We start from the raw sequence: 19844 nt of genomic DNA, 5'->3' as shown, positions 1-19844 counted from the left end.
TAACGACATGTCACCCCGAGTCCGGGTCACACAGGGCCTCCACGCCTCCCCCACAGCCCCAACTACCCATCCCTGCCTGCGACAAACAGATTCAGCCAGTCCTGAATCACCGCTCCGCGCGCCCGTCCGACCGTGATCAAGTCGAGATGATCAGCGGGATAACCTGCGACGTCGATCGCGCGGACCGCGCCGCGGGCCACACCGTTCCCGCCTTCCGCGTGACGTACTCATGGTGCGAAAACCGGCCATGGAGCGAACTCGGCATGCCCCGGAGACGAGTGAAGGACAGTCATGGCCGAAGAGAAGGCAACGAAACGTCGGCCCAAGGCGTGGCATGCGGCCGTCGCCCTGCTCGCCTCCGCGGGCGTGGTGGCGACGGTCGCCCTCACGGCCGGCTCCGGCCACGCGGCCAAGCCGTATGACTTCAACGGCGACGGCAAGCCGGACCTCGTCGTCGGCCTGCCCGGCAACACGGTGTCCGGCCACGCGCGCGCCGGTTCGGTCATCATCGCCAACGGCACCGCGAGCGGGCCCTCGCGCAGCGCGGTCCGCATCGACCAGGCGTCCCCGGGCGTGGGGGGCGACCCGGAGGACGACGACGCCTTCGGCCAGTCGGTGGCCAGCTGCGACTTCGACAACAACGGGTACGCCGACCTCGCGGTGTCCTCGCCCATGGAGGCGATGGGGGACGTCGAGGGGGCCGGGATGCTGAGCGTCCACTACGGCGGCTCCGGCGGGATCTACAAGGCCACGACCGAGACCTTCAGCGAGGACACGGCGTCCTACCCGGGCGCGGTGGCCAAGGACGAGATCTTCACGTACACCCTGGCCACCGGTGATGTGAACGGCGACGGCTACTGCGACCTCGCCATCGGCCAGCCGCTCGACAGCGCCGGCGGCGCGGCCAACGCGGGCACCATCAAGATCATGTTCGGTACGTCCACCGGCCTGAACGCCAAGGACACCGTCCAGATCGACCAGAACACGCCGAATGTGCCCGGCGGCCCCGAGAAGGAGGACCGTTTCGGCGAACAGCTCGCCGTGGCCGACGTCAACGGCGACGGGGTCGGGGACCTGATCTCCGCCACCATCGGCGAGCAGATCACCGGCAGTTCCGACCGGGGCTCGCTGCACGTCCTGTACGGCCCCTTCAAGAACGGGGCCCCGGCCGCCGGCGGTTACGTCGACTCCGGCAACGTCGACGGCATCGGCGAGTTCGCGGGCAGCGCGCTGGCCGTGGGCCACTTCAACGACGACGCCTACGCGGATGTCGCCGTCGGCGTGTCCGACGAGCAGGTCGGCGGGAAGGGCGCGGCCGGCCGGCTCGCGGTCTTCTACGGGAGCGCCCAGGGTCTGTCCGCCACCAGCCGTGTGAAGCTCTTCGACCAGGACTCGCCCGGTATCGCCGGCACCCCCGAGATGGAGGACTACTTCGCGTCCAGCCTCGCCTCGGGCGACTTCGACGGGGACGGCACGGACGACCTGGTCGTCGGCATGCGCAGCGAGGCGATCGGCTCCGCGACCGGCGCCGGCGCCTCCATGATCCTCTTCGGCAACGCGACCGGCGGCATCACCACCAAGGGCGCGCTCTGGATCGACCAGGACACCGACAAGGTGCCCGGTGTCACGGCCGTCGGCGACCACTTCGGCTGGACGGTCGGTGCCCTGGACACCGACGGCAACGGCCGCGTCGAACCCCTGGTCGGCGCCCCCGGCAACGCGGCCGGCACGGTCACCGTGCTCAAGGTCAAGCCCGGCACCCTGGAGTCGGCCGTGGCCCTAGCGGAGGCCGACCTCGGCTTCACGGCGGGGAGCGACGGCGACGCGTTCGGGGCCGCGCTGCCGCACTGACGCGCGCGTTATTCGTTCGTACGCGCAAGGGCCCCGCCCCTACAGTTCCGACCGGATACGGCAACGGCACGGGGGCGGAAAATCATGCGGACGCACTATCCACGGACGCCTCATCTGCCCTGGTCGCCCGGCGCCACCTCCGACGACGTACGGATGACGGACCTCGCGGCGCTGGCCGGGACCGAGGTCGTCGTCACCGAGAAGCTGGACGGCGAGAACACCACGCTGTACGCGGACGGGCTGCACGCCCGTTCGCCGGACTCGGCGCACCATCCGTCGCGGACCTGGGTGAAGGCACTCCAGGCCCGCGTCGGGGCACGCATTCCGCAGGGGTGGCGGATCTGCGGGGAGAACATGTTCGCCCGGCACTCCCTCGCGTACGACTCCCTGGAGAGCCACTTCTACGGGTTCTCCGTGTGGGACGGCGACCGCTGCCTGGGCTGGGACCGGACCGTGGAGTTCCTGCGCTCCCTGGGCATCCCGGCGCCGCCGGTGCTGTGGCGCGGGATGTTCGACGCGAAGGCGCTGCGCGCGCTGAAGCCGGACACGGGGCGGCAGGAGGGGTACGTCGTCCGCCCGGCGGCGGGCTTCCCGGCCGCGCTGTTCGGGCGCGTCGTCGGGAAGTGGGTGCGGCCGGGGCATGTGGTGACCGATACGCACTGGATGCACACGGAGGTCGTGGAGAACGGGCTCGGTGCGGGGGCGGCGCTGTGGGCGGTACGGAGCGGAGCCCCGGTGGACGCGGGGGCGCTGCGCGCGGCGGTGGGCGCCGGTCCGGAAGCCGGACCGGCGCCGGGAGCCGGGCCGGAGAAGGCCCTCGCCGCCGCCGACGCCCTGGACGCCCTCGGCCGCACCGGGGACGACCGCCTCGCCGGTGTCCTCGCCGCCACGCTGCACGGCACCCCCCGCGCCGCCCTCACCCCACTGCTGGCCCCCGCCCTCGGGATGCCGCTCGCCCGTCGCGTCGCGGATCTCGTCGGGCTGGCGCCCGGGCTGCACCGGCCCTACCCCGACGAGGAGCGGCGCGCCGGGCTGGCCCGGATGGCGCTCGCCTCGGACCTGCCCGTGCTGCACGCGGTGTCCGGGGCGCTGGCGGAGACCGGCGAGGCGGGGGAGCAGGTCGAGTGGTCGGCGCTGCACGCGGCGGAGGTGCGGGAGCCGGACGGGCTCGCCGGGGCGTTCGCCGGCCTCGGGCCGGAGGCCGCCGCGCGCTGCCTGGCGCAGGCCCGCGAGGCGTACGCGGACGGGCGCATCGCCACCGCGGAGGAGGCGGTCGCCGCGACCTGGCGGTGGCGGTCCGGGGACTTCCCGCACCTGGTCCAGCTGGTCGGCCCCTCGGGCAGCGGCAAGAGCACCTTCGCCCGGGGCCTGCCGGGCGTCGCCACGTACATCTCGCTGGACGATCTGCGCCTGGCCCGGGGCTCGCGCGCCGGCCAGAGGGCCAACGGGGACGTATTGCGGGCGGGCCTGGACCGCCTGGACGCGGCCCTGGTCCCCGGCGCGACGGTGGTCTGGGACGCCACCTCGCTCAACCCGCACCAGCGCTCGCTGGTCCACGCGGTCGCCCGCCGCCGCGACGCCCTGGTCACGCACGCCGTGGCCTGGATCGGCGAGGCGGAGCTGACCGCGCGCAACGGGCGCCGGGGGCACCCCGTACCCCCGCGGGTGCTGGCGTCGCAGCTGCACCGGTTCGTACCCCCGTACCCCGGCCAGGCGCACCGCACCTGGTACATCGGCACCAGCGGAACCGTGGAGGACCGGGCCTGATGCGGACGAGCGAGGAGATCTACCACCGGGTCCGCTGGGACGCCCGCTTCGACCCGGCGCGCTTCGTGCTGGGCGTGGCGCAGCGCGGCCGGGAGCCGAAGCGGGTGCCGCTGGACCGGTTCACGCCGGGCGGCGACATCCCGTGGCACCGGGTCCTCTTCTTCGAGGCGGACGGCGAGGTCGTCTGGGACCGGGCGACGGGCACGGACCGCATCGACGCGACGGACGCCGGCCGGATACGGGCCCCGCGCCGCCTGCCTTCCCCGTACTTCACGGCCCGGACCCCGCACGCGTACTCCCCCGCGACGGGCACCTGGGAACCGGCGCCGGCCACGGCCCCCGGCCCGCCGGGTCCGCTGACGGTCGTCACCTGGAACACCCTCTGGGACCGCTACGACAGCGACCGCATCGACACCGCGCGCCGCCGCTCCCTGCTGACCGAGGCGCTGCGCGCGGCGGACGCGGACGTGATCGCGCTCCAGGAGGTGGAACCCGCGCTGCTCACGCTGCTGCTGGGCTGCGACTGGGTGCGGGCCCACTACACCCTCGCGACCGACCCGGCCGGGCACGACGTCCCGGACAACGGCCTGCTGCTGCTCAGCCGCCTGCCGGTGAGCGAGACGGCGGTGCACGTGCTGGGCCCGCACAAGGCGGTCGCGGCGGCGGCGGTGGAGACGGCGGACGGCCCGGTCACGGTGGCCGTCACGCACCTCAGCAGCGACCACTCCCCCGAGGGCACGGCTCGCCGGGAGGCGGAACTCGCGGACCTGGCAACAGGGTTGGCGAACGTGGCGGGCGAACTGCTGCTCGTCGGCGACTTCAACGACGGCGGCGACCACCCGCAGACCCGTCTGACGCTGACGGACGCCTGGACGGAGGTCCACGGCCCCGCCGACGACACCCCGACCTTCGACCCGTCGGCCAACCCGCTCGCCGCGATCTCGTCTCTCTCGGGCCGGGTGTCCCGCCTGGACCGGGTGCTGCTGCGCACGGACCGGCTGCGGGCGTGTGGGGCGGTGCTGCTCGGGGAAGAGCCCGGGCCGGGTGGACTGCATGTGTCGGATCATTACGGGGTACGGGTGGGGCTCGGCGCGGCTTCCCCGGAGACCGAGTCCGTAACCCTTCGCGTCGCCGCCGCCCTCCCCGAGGCGCACGTCCACCTCGTCGGCTCCCGGCGCATGGGCTGCGCGCTCCCCGGTGCCGACCTGGACCTGGTGGCGGCGCTCCCCGACGTCGCAGGCGTACGGGACCGGCTCGCCGCCGCCTTCCCGGAGGCGCGGGACCTGCGCGAGGTGAGCGGGGCCCGGGTCCCCGGCCTGCGGTGGCACGTGGACGGCCTGCGGGTGGACCTGGTCACCGTGGCGACGGGCACCGTGCCCCCGGCCGAAGCGGTGGCGCGCCGCGCGGAGTTGGGCGAGGCGGCGGCGGTCGCGCTGAGCGCGGTGAGCGACGCGGCGGCGTTCCCGCGCCAGGAGGCGTTCACCGCGCTGGCCCGGGACGTGAAGGAGTGGGCGGCGGCGAGGGGCCTGGACTCCGCCCCGTGCGGCGGGCTCCCTGGCCTCGCCTGGACGACCCTCGCGGCCCGCACGGCACACGAGGGCGGCGGCCTCCAGGACTTCTTCGCGACCTGGGCGGCCTGGGACTGGCGCACCCCGGTGGGCGAGGGCCCGGCGACGGGCGCCCCGGTGACGATCTACACCCCCACGGCACCGGTCCGCTCCTGCACGGCCCAAGTGAGCCCCGCAGGCCGGGACTTGCTGACGGCGGAGCTGTTCCGGGCCTGGGAAACCCTGGACGCGGAGCCGGAAGCGCTCTGCGCCCCGCCCCCGCTCACCGAGCACACCGCCTGGGCCCTCGCGACGGCAGCCCCACCCGAGGAGGGCCGCCTACGAGGCCGCCTCCTGGCCCTGACGACCGCCCTGGCTGAGGCGGGCACCCCGAACACCCGCGTCTGGCCCCGCCCGATCACCACCCCCGACCACACGGGCTACGCGATCGGCCTGGGCACGACGCCCCCGCAGGCCCACCGCCTGGCGGAGATCGGGGCGGAGGTCCTGCGGGGCCTCAAGGGGGCGTCGCTGGGCCCCGGCCCGAACCCGTTGGCGTGATGCGCGTGTAACGCCTTTCCCGCCCACTGCCAAGTAGGGGTGACAGCCAGGCCGGAAGACGGGGAGACACCACTTTGAAGAGCGACACCCGCAGCAAGGAAGGACCAGCGGCGGCGGCACGCGATCCGGACCTCTTCGAGGAGTTCTACCGGCGCCACTTCGACGCGATCACCCGCTTCGTCGCCCGGCGCGTCGCCGACCCCCACACGGTCGCCGACCTGACGGCGGAGGTCTTCCTCGCCGCGATCGACTCCGCGGACTCCTACCGTCCGGGCCGGGGCAGCGAGACGGCCTGGCTGTACGGCATAGCCCGCAACCTGGTCGGCGCCGAGGCCCGCCGCACCGCCCGCCAAGCGGCCCTGGGCGCCCGGATCGCGGGCCGCAGGCTGCTGGAGGCGGACGACATCGCGCGTCTGGAGGAGCAGTTGGACGCCGAGGCGGCCGGCCGCCGGGCGCTGGCCGCGCTCGCCGGCCTCCCGCAGGGCGAGCGCGCGCTCTTGGAGCTCATCACCGTGGACCAGCTCACCCTCCCCGAGGCCGCCTCGGCGCTCGGCCTCCGCCAGGTGACCGCCCGGGTGCGGCTGCACCGGGCGCGCAGGACGCTGCGCGGGGCGGCCCGCAGCATCCCGGATCAACCGCCCCCGGAACCGGCACTCGCCAGGGACACACTCATCGCGGGCACAGGGGAGCGAGCATGAACGCGACATTCGAGGACCGGCTGCTCGAAGAGCTGAAGCGGGAGATCGAGGCGCGCGCACCGCGGCCCGCCCCGGCGCGCCCGCGCCGCGTGGTCACAGCACCGCGGCTCGCGCTCGCGGCCGGACTGGCCACCGCGGCGACGGTGGCAGCGGTGCTGCTGCCCGGGTCACCCACGACAACGAAGGCGTACGCCGTGGACCGGAACGGGGACGGCAGCGTCACCGTCACCCTCTACGACCTCACACCGGACCCCGAGGAACAGGACGCACTCGTAGCGCGGGTGCGCGAGCTGGGCGTACTGGTGAGCATCGACAGCCCGCCCGACGGAACCACCTGCACCCAGCCCAGGGGGGAGGTCATCCAGTCCCCGGCGGGCGTCGCGGACCCCGGGATGAAGATCGAATTCGGGAAGCCCGCGAAGGCCCCGCCCGGAGTCCCGACCCCGCCGGTCACCAAGGGGAAGGCCCCTGATCCCGACACCGGCTGGCGGGCCACCCTCCACCCCGGCGACACCCTGGTGATCGAGCACGACCACGAGATCGCCTGGTTCTCCGCGATCAAGGGCGCCGCCACCCCGTGCAACCCCCGGCCCGTCACCCGGTCCAGCCTCATCCCGCCCCCCGCCATCGGCGACTGACCTCGTCGCCGTGCTCGACGGCTCGGCCGAGGGGCCGACGATCGCGTACCGGGCCGCTGCCGGGACTGCCGCGAAGCGGAACCGTACAGAGCCGCCCGACCAGGCGAAACCGCCCGGCCGGCCGGGGCGTCCTCCCGTACATGGACACCGAACCGCGCATGGACACCGAACAGACGGCCCCCCGGCGCGAAGCGCTCACCGGTACCGCGGGGCTGCTCACGGCGGCGCTCGGCGCGCTCGCGGGTCTCGCGGTCTGGCTGCCGTACGGGCGGCGGGGGCTCTTCGGCGCCTTCGAGGGCGAGCGGAACACCGATGTCCTCCTGCTGGGCCTGCCCCTGCTCCCGCTCGGCGGCCTCATGGCGGCCCTGGCCGCTTTCGCCGCCGTACGGGGGCGGTGGCGCACCGCGTTCGGGCTGGTGGCGGGCGTCGCGGGAGCCGCCGCGCTCGGGTACGGCTTCGACGTCCTGGCGGGCCCGCAGGCGGTGAGCGACTGCGGGGTGCCCTGCTGAGGACGCGCTACGCCGGATGCGCCTCCCGCCAGGCCCGCATCGAGCGGTCCCACTCGTCGCCCGTCAGCGCCGTGAGCGAGGCCGGGAAGAGGCCGTCCTCCTCCTTGGCGATGTGGTGGTGCAGTTCGGCCACCGCCTCGCGCAGCCGGGCGATGTCCTCGGCGCGGGTGAGGTCGATCTCCCGGAGGAACGCGCCGAGTTCGCGGTGTTCGCGTACCAGCGCGTCGATGTAGTCCGCGTACTCCGGATCGGCGCTCATCACCGCGAAGAGGCCCTGCTCCTCGCCCTGCCAGTGCGCCACGAGCTCGCGCTCCATCCGGGCCACCAACCCGCCCACGACCCCGTGGTCCCCGTCGTCCAGCGCGCGCAGCGCCGCGCCCGCCGTGTCCGTGACGGACTCGTGCTCCGCGATGAACTCCTTGATCAGCGGGATGTCGCGACAGCCGCAGTAATGGCACATGCGGGGCATTTTGCCGGAAGTGCCCGGCCACCTCGCCCTCTGACGGACTCCCGCCATGCATGTACGTACCACTCAAAGCTGGGACCTGCGCCCCGCCGCCCCGGCGACCTGGACGACACAGCCGAGCTCCGGGCTGTCGTGATGCGCCCCGAGCGGGAGGACGCGGTGGACGTGTTCATGGTCAGATGGCCCGTACCCTCCGCGCAACCCCCTTACCGGCAACCGTAGTTCGCACCGGCACGGTCTGGTCACGGCCGGTCACTCATGGTGGAATGTGGACGCCGTGGGGGGATTCGGCGAAGATCGGACCCGCCTTCGCACCGCCCCGGCGACACGTTGCGTACAGGGGGATATCGACGTGCAGCAAGGCATGCGCAGGGCGCGGCAGGACGGGCTTTTCACCTCGCGGGAGTCCGCGCTCCGCGCGCTCACCGCTCTCCTGGACGACGACGCCCCACGGCGCGTCGCGGTGATCGAGGGGCCGCCGGGCATCGGCAAGTCGCGGCTGCTGCGGGACTGGGCCCGGCTCGCCGTCGCGTCCGGCCGCGAGGTGCACGGGGCCTACGGGGCGCTCGCCTACCGGACGGTGCCGTACGGGATGCTGCTGGACGCGGTCCAGGAGACCGGGGCGGCCGAGGTGCTGGCCCGCGCGTCGGCCGGCCGGCCCGACGACCGCCCCGACGACGGGGCCACCCGCCACCACGCGCACCTGCGGGTCGCCAAGGCGGTGTGCGCCGCGCTCGCCGCGCCGAAGGCCGCGCTGGTGCTGGACGACGTGCAGTGGTCGGACACCGAATCGCTCGCCGTGCTGGAACGGCTGGTGCGGATGCCGGGCCCCCCGGAGGCGCCGGTCTTCGTGCTCGCGTACCGGCAGGGTGAATGCCCGGACGGGCTCGCCCGTACGCTCAGCGCGGCCGACGCGCTGCATCTGCCGCTGCCCCCGCTGGACGAGGCGGAGACGGCCCGGATGCTGCCGGACGCCTCCTCCGCCGACCGCGCCCTGCTGGCCCGGCTGAGCCGGGGCAACCCGCGGCATCTGCGGCTGCTGGCGGGCCTGCCGCCGGACCGGCTGGCCGAGCTCGCGGAGAGCTATCCGCACCACGGGGGCAGGCCCGGGGCCTGGGAGTGGAGCGAACCGGCCCGCCCGGTGCAGCGCCGCACGCTGCGCGGGACGAGCGAGGCCACCGCGATCCGCTGGGAGTTCGACGGGCTGCCGGGGCCGACGCTCCAGGTCCTCGCCTCGGCCGCGGTGCTCGGTCCCGAGGTGACCCCGCGCGAGGTGGCGGCGGTCGCGGAGCTGCCCCCGGAGGACGTCACGGCGGAGCTCGACCTGCTGGTGCAGCGCGGCTATCTGGAGGTCGCGGACTGCCGCTTCCGGTTCGTCTACCCGCTGGGGCACCTCGCCGCGTACCGGCAGTACGGCCCGGCCTGGCGGGCCGCCGCGCACCGCAGGGCCGCCGCCCATCTGATGCGGCACAGCAGGGAGCCCGCGCAGTGGGCCGCGCATCTGGAGCAGGCGCTGCCCGAGGTGGAGACCCAGGAGCTGGCCCAGCTCGCCCGGGCGGCGGTCTCCGCGCTGCCCACCACCCCCGAGCTGAGCAAGCGGTGGCTGAGCAAGGGCCTGCACGCGATGAAGCACCAGGGCGGCGAGCTGCCGTTACGCGATGAGCTGGCGATCGACCTGGGGCGCGCGCTCGCCGTGCGGGGCGAGTTCGTGGACGCGCGCCGGGTGCTGCGGCCCGCGCTCGCGGCGTCCGGCGCACCGGGCCGGCAGGCCCAGGCCCTGCTCGCGCTGATGGACCGGCTCCAGGGCCGGACGGACAGCGCCTACGAGGTGCTCGCGGACCTGACGACGGACGGCGAGGCGGAGACGCCCGCCCCGGAAGCGCCCGACGCCGTCCCACCCGCCCCCGGCGACCGCCACCTGCCGCAGGCGGATCTGCCGCACGGCGACGGCGCGGAGCTCCAGCTGGCCCGGATCGAGCTGATGAACGGCCGCGTCCGGGAGGCGGCGCGCCGGGCCGAGGCACTGCGGGCCGGGGCCACGGACATGGAGGAATCGCTGGGCCCCACGGTGCTGGCCGCGATGTGCGCGCTGGCCGGCGGGGACACGGACGCCGCGCGCCGGGGCGTCGACGACGCGGCCCGGCTCTGGGAGCGGCTGAGCGGTCCCGGCCGGCTGCGCACCCTGAGTGTGGTCCCGGAATTCGGCTGGGCCGGTTTCTTCCTGGAGCGGTACGGGAAGGCGAAGCGGCGCCTGGACACGGCGGCGGACGCGGCCGGGCGGCACGGCCAGCACTACCTGCTGCCGCATCTGCACACCCTGCGCGCCTGTCTGTACGGCACGACCGACGACCTGGCGGAGGCGCTGGCGGCGGCCGACACCGCGATGGAGGTGTCCGCCGCTTCCGGTTCGACGGAGATGGTGGCCCTCGCGGCGGCGTTCCGGCTGCGCCCGCTGCTGTGGAGCCGGGGCACGGAGGCGGCCGGTGCGGGGCTGGCCCTGCTGCGCACCCTGCCGGAACCGCCCGTCGCCTGGTGGCGGGCCGCCCTGGTGTACGCCGAGGTGGAGGTGGGCATCGCCTGCGGGCGGCGGCCGGCCGGTGCGGAGACGGTGCGGCTGCTCGGGCTGGACGACACCGCCCGCCCGGACCCGATGCTGGCCTACCGGTGCGAGCTGGCCGCCTCGGTGTACGCGGAGGAGGGCGACGAGGAGGCGGTCGCGGCCCTGGTCCGGCGGGCCCGGGAGTCGGCGGACGCGCTGGGGCTGCGCGGGGCACGGGCGGCCGCGGACCAGGCGCGGGCCCGGCTGCTGGTGCTCCGCAAGGACCCGGCCTCGGCGGCGGAGGCGTGCGAGGCGGCCGCCGCCGGGTTCGAGGGCGCGGGCCAGCTGGTGCGGGCGGGGCAGGCGCGGGTCCTGGCGGCCTGCTGCACGGGCCTGGCGGGCCGATCGGCGGACGGGGCGGGCGCGGCGGCCTCGCTGGCGGCGGGCCTGGCCCTGTTCGAGAAGGCCGGGGCGCGGGCCCTGGTGGAGTCGGCCGGCGCCGACGGCTTCCTGCCGCGCGCGGCGGCGGCGCTGCGGCGGCGGCCGGTGCTGCCGTGGCCCGGGGTGCCGGAAGGGGCCTCGGAGGGGGCGCCGGAAGGGTCCGGGCCGGGGCGCCTGTCGCCCCGGGAGCGGCAGATCGCGGACCTGGTGGCCAACGGGCTGTCGAACCAGGCGACGGCCCAGCGGCTCTTCGTGAGCGTCCGCACGGTGGAGACCCACCTCACCAGCGTGTACCAGAAACTGGGCATCCGCTCCCGCGCGGCGCTGGCCCGCGCCCTGGACCGGTACGACGGGCGCTGACCGCTCACCCCCCGGCCCGGACGGGCTCCGGCACCCCCGCCGACGCCGCGGACAGATCGCGGTAGAGGCCGGGCCGGGCGGTGAGTTCGGCGTGCGTACCGGCGTCCGTGACGCGCCCCCCGTCCAGGACGATCGTCAGGTCCGCGTTGCGGAGGGCCGAGAGCCGGTGCGAGATCACCACACGGGTCACCTTCAACTCGCTGAGGGCCGCGTCCACCTGCTGTTCCGTCAGCGCGTCGAGATGGCTGGTCGCCTCGTCCAGGAGCAGCAGCCGCGGGCGGTGGATGAGCGCCCGGGCCAGGGCGACGCGCTGGCGCTGCCCGGCGGAGAGCGCCGCACCGCCCTCGCCGACCGGGGTGTCGTACGCCATCGGCAGCCGCCGTACGTCCTGGTGGAGCCCGGCGATGACGCAGGCGCGCTCGATCTCCGCCTCGTCGGCGTCGGGCCGGCCGAGGAGGAGATTGTCCCGGATGCTGCCGCTGAAGAGGCGCAGCTCCTGGAGGACGGCCCCGAAGCCGGACCGGAGTTCGGCCGGGTCGATGTCCCGGACGGGCACACCGTCGAGCAGCACCTCCCCGTCCTGCGGCCGGAGCAGCCCGAGCATCAGGAGGCCGAGGGTGCTCTTGCCGGAGCCCGTACGGCCGACGATGCCGAGCTTGCCGCCGGCCGGGAGTTCGGCGCTGACGCCGTCCAGGACCGGGGTGGCGTCGCTGTGGTAGCCGAAGCGCAGGCCGCGCAGCGAGAGGGCCAGCGGGCCGCTGCCGGGGAGCGCGGCGCGGCCGGGCGTCTCCGCCGGGGTGTCCAGGACGTCGTACACGCGCTCGATCTGGGCGCGCATCGTGGAGAAGCTCTGGGTGGCGGTCACCAGGCTCTGGACCGGGTGCAGCACCGACAGGGCCAGTGAGTTCGCGGCCAGCATGGTGCCGAGGGACATCTGCCCGGCGAGCACGAACCGCAGCCCGCACCAGAGCAGGATCAGGGGGGCCAGCACGGTCAGCGTGGACTGTGCGGCCTGCACCCAGGCGGCCGTGCCGGCCCGGGTCGCCATCGCCTCCTGGTACCGGTCGAACAGGGTCCGCCAGTGCCCGCGCACCCGCTCCCCCGCCCCGTTCGCGCGGACCGGCACCATCGCGTCCAGGGTCTCCACGAGATAGCCCTGCTCCTCGGAGCGCAGGGTCAGTTCGCGTTGCGCGAGGCGTTTGATCCTCCCGTAGGCCCCGGCGAGAACCGCGCCCTGGAGGGCGGCGAGCAGCAGTACGACGGGCAGGTAGCCGGGCACCATCACGGTGAGGATCGCCGCGTAGATCAGCAGGGTGCTGCCGTCGAGCGTGGCGGTCAGCAGATGCTGGGTCAGGACCTCCCGGGTGCCGGACACGCTCTGCACCCGCAGCATGAGGTCGCCGCGCGAGCGCTGGAGGAAGAAGCTGATCGGCAGCCGCCACAGATGGTCGATGAACCCCTGCGTCAGCTCGGCGTCCGAGCGCACCCGCAGCCGCACCATGAGCAGCTGGCGCAGCAGGGACAGCACCCCGTAGAGCAGCACCGAGCCGAACAGGGCGACCGTCAGGGTCCCCATGTCCACCCCGCCCCGGCCGGGCACGATCCGGTCCACGGCGACCTTGGTGGCCAGCGGCAGCGCGAGCCCCAGCACCTGGAGCAGCGCGGCGATCACGGTGATCAGGGCGAGCATCCGCCGGTTGCCCGGGGCAGCGACGAACTCACGTACGTAACGCGCCAACGGCAGCTGCCGCCACGGCATCCGGCGGCGTACGAAACCGGGCCCGGGCGCCATGGCGAAGGAGACGCCCCCGTACGCCCGGCGGAACTCCTCGTGGCTCTGCCGGTGGCGGCCGAGTCCGGGGTCGGCCACCCGCACCCCGCGCCGCGTCACCGACTCCACGACCACGAGGTGGTGCCGGGCCAGGAACGCCACCCGGGGCAGCGAATCCGGCGCCCAGGACTCCGCCCCGGAACGTTCCGTACGCACATCGAGGCCGTAGTCGCCGGCCACCCGCACCAGCCGGTTCAGGCCGACGCCGTCGCGTCCTGGCCCCAGCCGCTCGCGGCACTCGGCGACCGGGACGTGGTGCCCGTGGTGGCCGAGCACCATCGACAGGCAGGCCGCGGCGCACTCGGACTGCGCGAGCTGCTGCCGGAACGGCACCCTGGCCGGCCGGCGGAGGAGCGTACGGAACATGCCTGAACTCCCGGACTGTGACGGCCCGTCGGGCCGCCCGTGGATGACTCCTGACATCTGCGGCGCGGATGGCACCGCGCCGCTCGATGGTCCGCTCCGGACGCCCTCCGGACATCGTGGATTCCCGCAGTCCCCCGCCCCTCGCTTCCCTGCGGGTTTCCCGGATACCAGCCCGCGGGGGCCGCCCTAGCTTGTTCCCGGCGCCGCACCGGCGGCGTCGCGACAAGCCCGCTTCGGGCCCAGCCACAAGGAGCACCCATGCAGAACGAGCAGCAGGGCATCGACGAGCTGCTGGCCGGCTACAGCACCTACACCGACTCCGAGGAGCTGGTGGCCGCCGGTGTCTCGCGGCCGATCATCGCCACCCTCACGATGACCCAGACCGAGACGACGATCTTCACCCCGGAGAGCCCGCTGACCACGCTGCCCTGCTACCTCGCCTGATCCAGGTTCCGGGTGCCGTGCGCCGCCCTCCGGCGCACGGCACCTCCCGAAGGGAGGAGTGCTCCGCCGTGTCCGTCACCGATGGGGGCCGTACGGTCCTCGCACCGCCCCCGCTCGACGCTGCGGGGGACGTCAATGTGCTGCTGTCCGACCTCGGCCTCGGCATCCTGCGGGAGGAGCACGCGGGTTCGTTCGCCGGGCGCAACGACAACTGGTTCGGCCCGACCTCGACCGGGGCCGCCGTCTTCGTCAAGCGGATGAACGGCTGGGACGTGCCCGGTCGCATCGCCCGCATGACCGCCTTCGACCACGCCTTCACCACCGCCCGGGCGCACCTGGCCCTCAGCTGGGACACCCCGCGCCTGCTCGGCCTGCGCCCCACGCACGGACTGGCCGCCTTCACCCTGCTGGAGGGCGCCGAATCGCTCGCCGATCTCGCCCCGGAAGGCGTCCTGCCCGTCGACCTGTGCCGCCGTACGGGCCGGGCCCTGGCGGAGGTCCACATGCTGCCGTGGCCCGACGCGCCGCCGCCTCCGGAGGACGCCCCCGTGGCACCGGTCCTGCGGTTCCTGGGCTTCCTCCCCGAGAAGACCTGGCAGACCGCCAGCGCCGCCGAGCTGGAGCTGTGGTCCCTGCTCCAGCACGACGCCGCGCTCGCGGACGGACTGCGCGCCCTGTCGCACGCGGGCGGCTCGGGGCTCGTGCCCTGCCACGGCGACCTGCGCCTGGACCAGTTCCTGCTGCACGGGGACCGGCTGCACCTCACCGACTGGGAGGAATTCCGCCCCGCCGAACCCGAGCTGGATCTCGGCAGCCTGGTGGGCGAGTTCGTGCACCGCGCGGTCCGCTGCCTCACCGACGCCGTGGACGACGAACTGGCGGACGACCCGCGGGCCGCCCACACCGCGATCATGGCCCGCGGCCGCCTCGCCCTCACCCGCATCCGGCCCGGCGTCACCGCGCTCATGGCCGCCTACCGCGCGCGGCGCGGCCCGGTCGACCCCGCCAGGATCGCCGCCCGCGCCGGCTGGCACCTCTTCGACCGCATCCTCGCCGGAGCCCGCCACGCCAACCGGCTCCACCCGCTCGACCGCGCCCAGGCCGGCATCGGCCGGGCCATGATCCTCGCGCCCCAGCGCTCTTCCGGCGCGATCGGACTGACGGAGGCACACTGATGGACCGCCCGGCCACCGGCACCATGACCGGACCGCAGGGACCCCCGCCCGCTGCCCCGGCCACCGGCCTCCCCGACGCCCTGACCGCGCTGCTGGACACCGTCTCCGTCGACCACACCGCCGGCACGGTCACGGTCGGCGGGCGCGTCCACCCCTTCGAGCAGCCGCAGCACGCCCGCGCCGTCCTGCGGAACGCGCTGTACGAGGACTGGCACGCCGGCATGGTCCCGGCACCCGAATCCGACCGCCCCCGGGGCGCCCCCCGGGGCGGCGGCGCACTGGAGCGCGCGCTGATCGACGCGGTCCCGCACCGCCGGACCCGGGCCACCGCCACCGTGACCGGCCCGGCGCCCGCCGGCTCGGCGACGGACCCGGCCGCCGAGGCGGTGATCGTGGAGCACCAGGGCGTACGGCTGTGTGTCCCCAGGTCCGCGGTGACCGGGCCGGACCTCGTGCCGGGGGCCTCGGTCCTGGTGGACGTGCCGGCGGTGCGGCCGTGGCTGTCGCCCGGGTTCCTGCTGGTGCACGGGTCGGCGGGCGGTGCGCGGCGCGGGGGCGCCGGGCTGGTGCGGGTCTATGTGCACCTGCGCGCCCCGGAGGACGCCGCGCCGGTCTGGGCGGCCGTGCTCGGCGCGCTGGAGGGGCTGGGGATTCCGTACCAGGCGAAGGTCCTTTCGCACCGCCGCCACTATCCGCGCCGGGACGCGCTCGTCGTCTACCTCGGGGACGCCCACGCCGAGGCCGCGGACACCGTGGCCGGGGCGGTGGCCGGCTGCCGGGCGACCGGCGACGGGACCTCCGTCTTCGCGGCCCGGATCGCGCCCGGCGTCGCGCTCGCCCGGGAGCCGGCCGACCCGCGGCCCGGGTGGCGGGGGCTCAGCTTCGGGCAGCACCGGGCGGGGGCGGTCGCGGACGGGCTGATCGCGCACTCCCTCGCCCCGGGGGCCGGATCGCGGGCGGCGGCGGTGCGGGAGGCCCTGGTCAGGGCGGGGATCAGCCCGTCGGCGCCGGACCGCAATCTGCGGCCCGGGCCGGTCGCGTAAGCCCATAGCAGGAAGGGCCCCGTCCCACCGCTCGCGCGGTGGGACGGGGCCCTTCCTGGTGCTCTGTGCGGAGCAACCAGGTCAGACGAACAAGTGATTACTTGTTGATCTTGGTGACCTGGCCGGCGCCCACGGTCCGGCCACCCTCACGGATGGCGAACTTCAGGCCCTCCTCCATGGCGACCGGCTGGATCAGCTGGACCGACATGACGGTGTTGTCGCCCGGCATGACCATCTCGGTGCCCTCGGGGAGGGTCACGACGCCGGTCACGTCCGTGGTACGGAAGTAGAACTGCGGGCGGTAGTTGTTGAAGAAGGGGGTGTGACGGCCACCCTCGTCCTTCGACAGGATGTACGCCTGGGCCTCGAACTCGGTGTGCGGCGTGACCGAACCGGGCTTGATGATGACCTGGCCGCGCTCGACGTCCTCGCGCTTGATGCCACGGAGGAGCAGACCGACGTTCTCACCGGCCTGGCCCTCGTCGAGCAGCTTGCGGAACATCTCGATGCCGGTGACCGTGGTGGTGGTCTTCTCCTGCTTGATGCCCACGATGTCAACGGTCTCGTTGACCTTGAGGACACCACGCTCGATGCGGCCGGTGACGACGGTGCCACGACCGGTGATCGTGAAGACGTCCTCGATCGGCATCAGGAACGGCTTGTCGACGTCGCGCTCGGGCTGCGGGATGTTCTCGTCCACGGCCTTCATGAGCTCGAGGACGGTGTTGCCCCACTCCTTGTCGCCCTCAAGCGCCTTGAGCGCCGAGACCTTGACGACCGGCAGGTCGTCGCCCGGGAACTCGTACTCGGAGAGCAGCTCGCGGACCTCGAGCTCGACGAGCTCCAGGATCTCCTCGTCGTCCACCATGTCGGCCTTGTTCAGGGCGACGACGATGTACGGAACGCCGACCTGGCGGGCCAGGAGCACGTGCTCCTTGGTCTGCGGCATCGGGCCGTCGGTGGCGGCGACCACGAGGATGGCGCCGTCCATCTGCGCGGCACCGGTGATCATGTTCTTGATGTAGTCCGCGTGACCCGGGCAGTCGACGTGCGCGTAGTGACGCTGCTCCGTCTGGTACTCGACGTGCGCGATCGAGATGGTGATACCGCGCTGGCGCTCCTCGGGAGCCTTGTCGATCTGGTCGAAGGCCGAAGCCTCGTTCAGGTCCGGGTACGCGTCGTGCAGCACCTTGGTAATGGCGGCCGTGAGGGTCGTCTTACCGTGGTCGATGTGACCGATGGTGCCGATGTTGACGTGCGGCTTAGTCCGCTCGAACTTCGCCTTCGCCACTGGGTCCTCCTGTGGAGTGGTTCTGTACGCCTTGCTTCATCGGCGCCAGGTGATCTTTGCTGGGATGCCGGCCCCCGGGGGCATTCTCCGCGAAGTGTGAACTGCGCGACGAATGCCCCACGGGCTCCGGTGACAAGCCTAAAGCGTGAGCTCGGGAGAGTTACTCGCCCTTGGCCTTCGCGATGATCTCCTCGGCGACGTTCCGCGGAACCTCGGCGTAGGAGTCGAACTGCATCGAGTAGCTTGCGCGACCCGAGGTCTTGCTGCGGAGGTCTCCGACGTAGCCGAACATCTCCGAGAGGGGCACGAGGCCCTTCACGACGCGAGCGCCGCTGCGCTCCTCCATGGCCTGGATCTGGCCACGGCGGGAGTTGAGGTCGCCGATGACATCGCCCATGTAGTCCTCGGGCGTGGTGACCTCGACGGCCATCATCGGCTCAAGGAGCACGGGGGACGCCTTGCGGGCACCCTCCTTGAACGCCTGCGAACCGGCGATCTTGAAGGCGAGCTCCGAGGAGTCGACCTCGTGGTAGCCACCGTCGAGAAGGATGACGCGGACGCCGACCATCTCGTAACCGGCCAGGATGCCGAACTGCATGGCCTCCTGGGCACCCGCGTCCACCGAGGGGATGTACTCACGGGGGATGCGGCCACCGGTGACCTTGTTGACGAACTCGTACGACGCGTCGCCGCCCTCAAGGGGCTCGATGGCGATCTGCACCTTCGCGAACTGGCCGGTACCACCAGTCTGCTTCTTGTGCGTGTAGTCGATGCGCTCGACGGCCTTGCGGATCGTCTCGCGGTACGCGACCTGCGGCTTGCCGACGTTCGCCTCGACGCGGAACTCGCGCTTCATGCGGTCGACGAGCACCTCAAGGTGCAGCTCGCCCATACCACCGATGATGGTCTGGCCGGTCTCCTCGTCGGAGTGCACCTGGAAGGACGGGTCCTCCTCGGAGAGGCGCTGGATGGCGACACCCAGCTTCTCCTGGTCACCCTTGGACTTGGGCTCGATGGCGACCTGGATGACCGGCGCCGGGAAGTCCATGGACTCCAGGATGACCGGGTTCTTGTCGTCGCACAGCGTCTCACCGGTGGTGGTCTGCTTCAGGCCCATGACGGCGATGATGTCGCCGGCGCCCACCGAGTCGATCTCCTCACGCTTGTTCGCGTGCATACGGTAGATCTTGCCGATGCGCTCCTTCTTGCCCTTGACGGAGTTCAGCACCGCGGTGCCGGCGTCCAGGCGACCGGAGTAGATCCGGACGAAGGTGAGCTTGCCGAGGTGCGGGTCGCTCGCGATCTTGAACGCCAGAGCCGACAGCGGCTCGTCGTCCGAGGGCTTGCGCTCGATGACGGTCTCGGCGTCCTTGGGGTCGTGGCCCTCGATGGCCTCGACGTCCAGGGGGGAAGGCAGGTAGCGGACGACCGCGTCGAGCAGGGGCTGGACGCCCTTGTTCTTGAACGCGGTGCCACAGAACACCGGGGTGACGGTGACGGAGTCGGCGCCGCCCTTGGAGGCCAGCGTGATCCGACGGATCGCCTCGTGCAGCTGCTCCTGGGTGGGCTCGGTGCCCTCCAGGTACAGCTCCATCATGGCGTCGTCGTTCTCGGCCACGGCTTCGAGCAGCTTGCCGCGCCACTCGTCCGCCTGCTCCTGGAGGTCGGCCGGGATGTCAACGACGTTGTACATCTCGCCCTTGGCGGCCTCTTCGGGGTACACGAAGGCCTTCATCGACACGAGGTCGACGACGCCCGTGAAGTCCGCCTCGGCACCGATCGGCAGCTGCATCACGATCGGGGTCGCGCCGAGGCGGTCCACGATCATGTTGACGCAGCGCAGGAAGTCGGCACCGGTGCGGTCGAGCTTGTTGACGAAGCAGATACGCGGCACGCCGTAGCGGTCCGCCTGACGCCAGACGGTCTCGGACTGCGGCTCGACGCCGGCCACACCGTCGAACACGGTGACGGCGCCGTCGAGGACGCGGAGCGAACGCTCCACCTCGACGGTGAAGTCGACGTGACCCGGGGTGTCGATGATGTTGATGGTGTGGTCAACATCGTTGAGCGGCCAGTGACAGGTCGTCGCGGCGGACGTGATGGTGATGCCGCGCTCCTGCTCCTGCTCCATCCAGTCCATCGTGGCAGCGCCGTCGTGGACCTCACCGATCTTGTACGAAACGCCGGTGTAGAACAGGATCCGCTCAGTGGTGGTCGTCTTGCCCGCGTCGATGTGGGCCATGATCCCAATGTTGCGGACCTTGGCCAGGTCAAGCGAAGTGGTGGCCATAAGGCTCAGTCTTCTCTCGGTCTCGAT

14 protein-coding genes are annotated in these 19844 nt (G+C 73.4%); 10 read left to right on the top strand and 4 right to left on the bottom strand.

What is annotated here, in order from left to right; translation table 11 throughout:
• Nucleotides 1-291: 291 nt before the first annotated feature.
• From OG338_RS18200 to OG338_RS18175, 6 genes are all read left to right on the top strand, one after another.
• Complete coding sequence (locus tag OG338_RS18200) at nt 292-1851, top strand: FG-GAP and VCBS repeat-containing protein (protein WP_405938333.1); 1560 nt, start codon at nt 292-294, stop codon at nt 1849-1851.
• An 84-nt stretch (nt 1852-1935) separates the two neighbouring features.
• A complete protein-coding gene (locus OG338_RS18195; RefSeq protein WP_405938332.1) occupies nt 1936-3618 on the top strand; it encodes an RNA ligase family protein in 1683 nt (560 codons plus the stop codon).
• A complete protein-coding gene (locus OG338_RS18190) occupies nt 3618-5726 on the top strand; it encodes an RNA repair domain-containing protein (protein WP_405938331.1) in 2109 nt (702 codons plus the stop codon). Before OG338_RS18195 ends, OG338_RS18190 begins: the two co-directional genes overlap by 1 nt.
• A gap of 74 nt (nt 5727-5800) precedes the next feature.
• Nucleotides 5801-6424, top strand: a complete 624-nt coding sequence (locus tag OG338_RS18185) for an RNA polymerase sigma factor (RefSeq protein ID WP_405938330.1) — start codon at nt 5801-5803, stop codon at nt 6422-6424.
• Nucleotides 6421-7062: a hypothetical protein gene (locus tag OG338_RS18180; protein WP_405938329.1), complete on the top strand. Its 642-nt coding sequence runs from the start codon at nt 6421-6423 to the stop codon at nt 7060-7062. The genes OG338_RS18185 and OG338_RS18180 overlap by 4 nt, the downstream gene beginning before the upstream one ends.
• A 158-nt stretch (nt 7063-7220) precedes the next feature.
• Nucleotides 7221-7571: a hypothetical protein gene (locus tag OG338_RS18175; protein WP_405940458.1), complete on the top strand. Its 351-nt coding sequence runs from the start codon at nt 7221-7223 to the stop codon at nt 7569-7571.
• 7 nt (nt 7572-7578) lie between these two features.
• On the opposite strand, the gene OG338_RS18170 is transcribed toward OG338_RS18175, so the two are convergent.
• A complete protein-coding gene (locus tag OG338_RS18170; protein ID WP_405938328.1) occupies nt 7579-8031 on the bottom strand; it encodes a hemerythrin domain-containing protein in 453 nt (150 codons plus the stop codon).
• A 358-nt stretch (nt 8032-8389) separates the two neighbouring features.
• Here OG338_RS18170 and OG338_RS18165 point away from each other — a divergent pair, with 358 nt between their 5' ends.
• Complete coding sequence (locus OG338_RS18165; protein WP_405938327.1) at nt 8390-11377, top strand: AAA family ATPase; 2988 nt, start codon at nt 8390-8392, stop codon at nt 11375-11377.
• A gap of 4 nt (nt 11378-11381) precedes the next feature.
• Here OG338_RS18165 and OG338_RS18160 read toward each other — a convergent pair whose 3' ends face one another.
• Entirely contained in the window at nt 11382-13574 is a 2193-nt protein-coding gene (locus OG338_RS18160) for a peptidase domain-containing ABC transporter (protein WP_405938326.1), read from the bottom strand.
• 258 nt (nt 13575-13832) lie between these two features.
• On the opposite strand from OG338_RS18160, the gene OG338_RS18155 reads away from it, so the two are divergent.
• From OG338_RS18155 to OG338_RS18145, 3 genes are all read left to right on the top strand, one after another.
• Nucleotides 13833-14018: an LxmA leader domain family RiPP gene (locus OG338_RS18155; protein ID WP_405938325.1), complete on the top strand. Its 186-nt coding sequence runs from the start codon at nt 13833-13835 to the stop codon at nt 14016-14018.
• Between the two features lie 68 nt (nt 14019-14086).
• Nucleotides 14087-15193, top strand: coding sequence for a class V lanthionine synthetase subunit LxmK (gene lxmK, locus OG338_RS18150; RefSeq protein ID WP_405938324.1), 1107 nt, complete (start codon nt 14087-14089; stop codon nt 15191-15193).
• Nucleotides 15193-16236: a T3SS effector HopA1 family protein gene (locus OG338_RS18145; protein WP_405938323.1), complete on the top strand. Its 1044-nt coding sequence runs from the start codon at nt 15193-15195 to the stop codon at nt 16234-16236. Before lxmK ends, OG338_RS18145 begins: the two co-directional genes overlap by 1 nt.
• 97 nt (nt 16237-16333) lie before the next feature.
• Here the strand turns inward: OG338_RS18145 and tuf are convergent, their stop codons facing one another.
• Together tuf and fusA are read right to left on the bottom strand one after the other, a co-directional pair.
• Nucleotides 16334-17527, bottom strand: coding sequence for an elongation factor Tu (gene tuf, locus OG338_RS18140; RefSeq protein WP_136317104.1), 1194 nt, complete (start codon nt 17525-17527; stop codon nt 16334-16336).
• Between the two features lie 160 nt (nt 17528-17687).
• Entirely contained in the window at nt 17688-19817 is a 2130-nt protein-coding gene (gene fusA, locus OG338_RS18135) for an elongation factor G (RefSeq protein WP_405938322.1), read from the bottom strand.
• Between the last annotated feature and the right edge of the window lie 27 nt (nt 19818-19844).

It is taken from the genome of Streptomyces sp. NBC_00726, from assembly GCF_045161735.1.
Lineage (GTDB): Bacteria > Actinomycetota > Actinomycetes > Streptomycetales > Streptomycetaceae > Streptomyces.
Note: the sequence above shows the minus strand (reverse complement) of the source record. Positions and strands in the feature narration are given on the sequence as shown.

What these genes read in the sequence shown, in the direction of transcription:
- fusA (WP_405938322.1), bottom strand. Translation starts at nt 19,817, where the DNA reads ATGGCCACCACTTCGCTTGACCTGGCCAAGGTCCGCAACATTGGGATC.
- OG338_RS18170 (WP_405938328.1), bottom strand. Translation starts at nt 8,031, where the DNA reads ATGTGCCATTACTGCGGCTGTCGCGACATCCCGCTGATCAAGGAGTTC.
- OG338_RS18160 (WP_405938326.1), bottom strand. Translation starts at nt 13,574, where the DNA reads ATGTTCCGTACGCTCCTCCGCCGGCCGGCCAGGGTGCCGTTCCGGCAG.
- OG338_RS18180 (WP_405938329.1), top strand. Translation starts at nt 6,421, where the DNA reads ATGAACGCGACATTCGAGGACCGGCTGCTCGAAGAGCTGAAGCGGGAG.
- OG338_RS18190 (WP_405938331.1), top strand. Translation starts at nt 3,618, where the DNA reads ATGCGGACGAGCGAGGAGATCTACCACCGGGTCCGCTGGGACGCCCGC.
- OG338_RS18195 (WP_405938332.1), top strand. Translation starts at nt 1,936, where the DNA reads ATGCGGACGCACTATCCACGGACGCCTCATCTGCCCTGGTCGCCCGGC.
- OG338_RS18145 (WP_405938323.1), top strand. Translation starts at nt 15,193, where the DNA reads ATGGACCGCCCGGCCACCGGCACCATGACCGGACCGCAGGGACCCCCG.
- OG338_RS18200 (WP_405938333.1), top strand. Translation starts at nt 292, where the DNA reads ATGGCCGAAGAGAAGGCAACGAAACGTCGGCCCAAGGCGTGGCATGCG.
- OG338_RS18175 (WP_405940458.1), top strand. Translation starts at nt 7,221, where the DNA reads ATGGACACCGAACAGACGGCCCCCCGGCGCGAAGCGCTCACCGGTACC.
- OG338_RS18155 (WP_405938325.1), top strand. Translation starts at nt 13,833, where the DNA reads ATGCAGAACGAGCAGCAGGGCATCGACGAGCTGCTGGCCGGCTACAGC.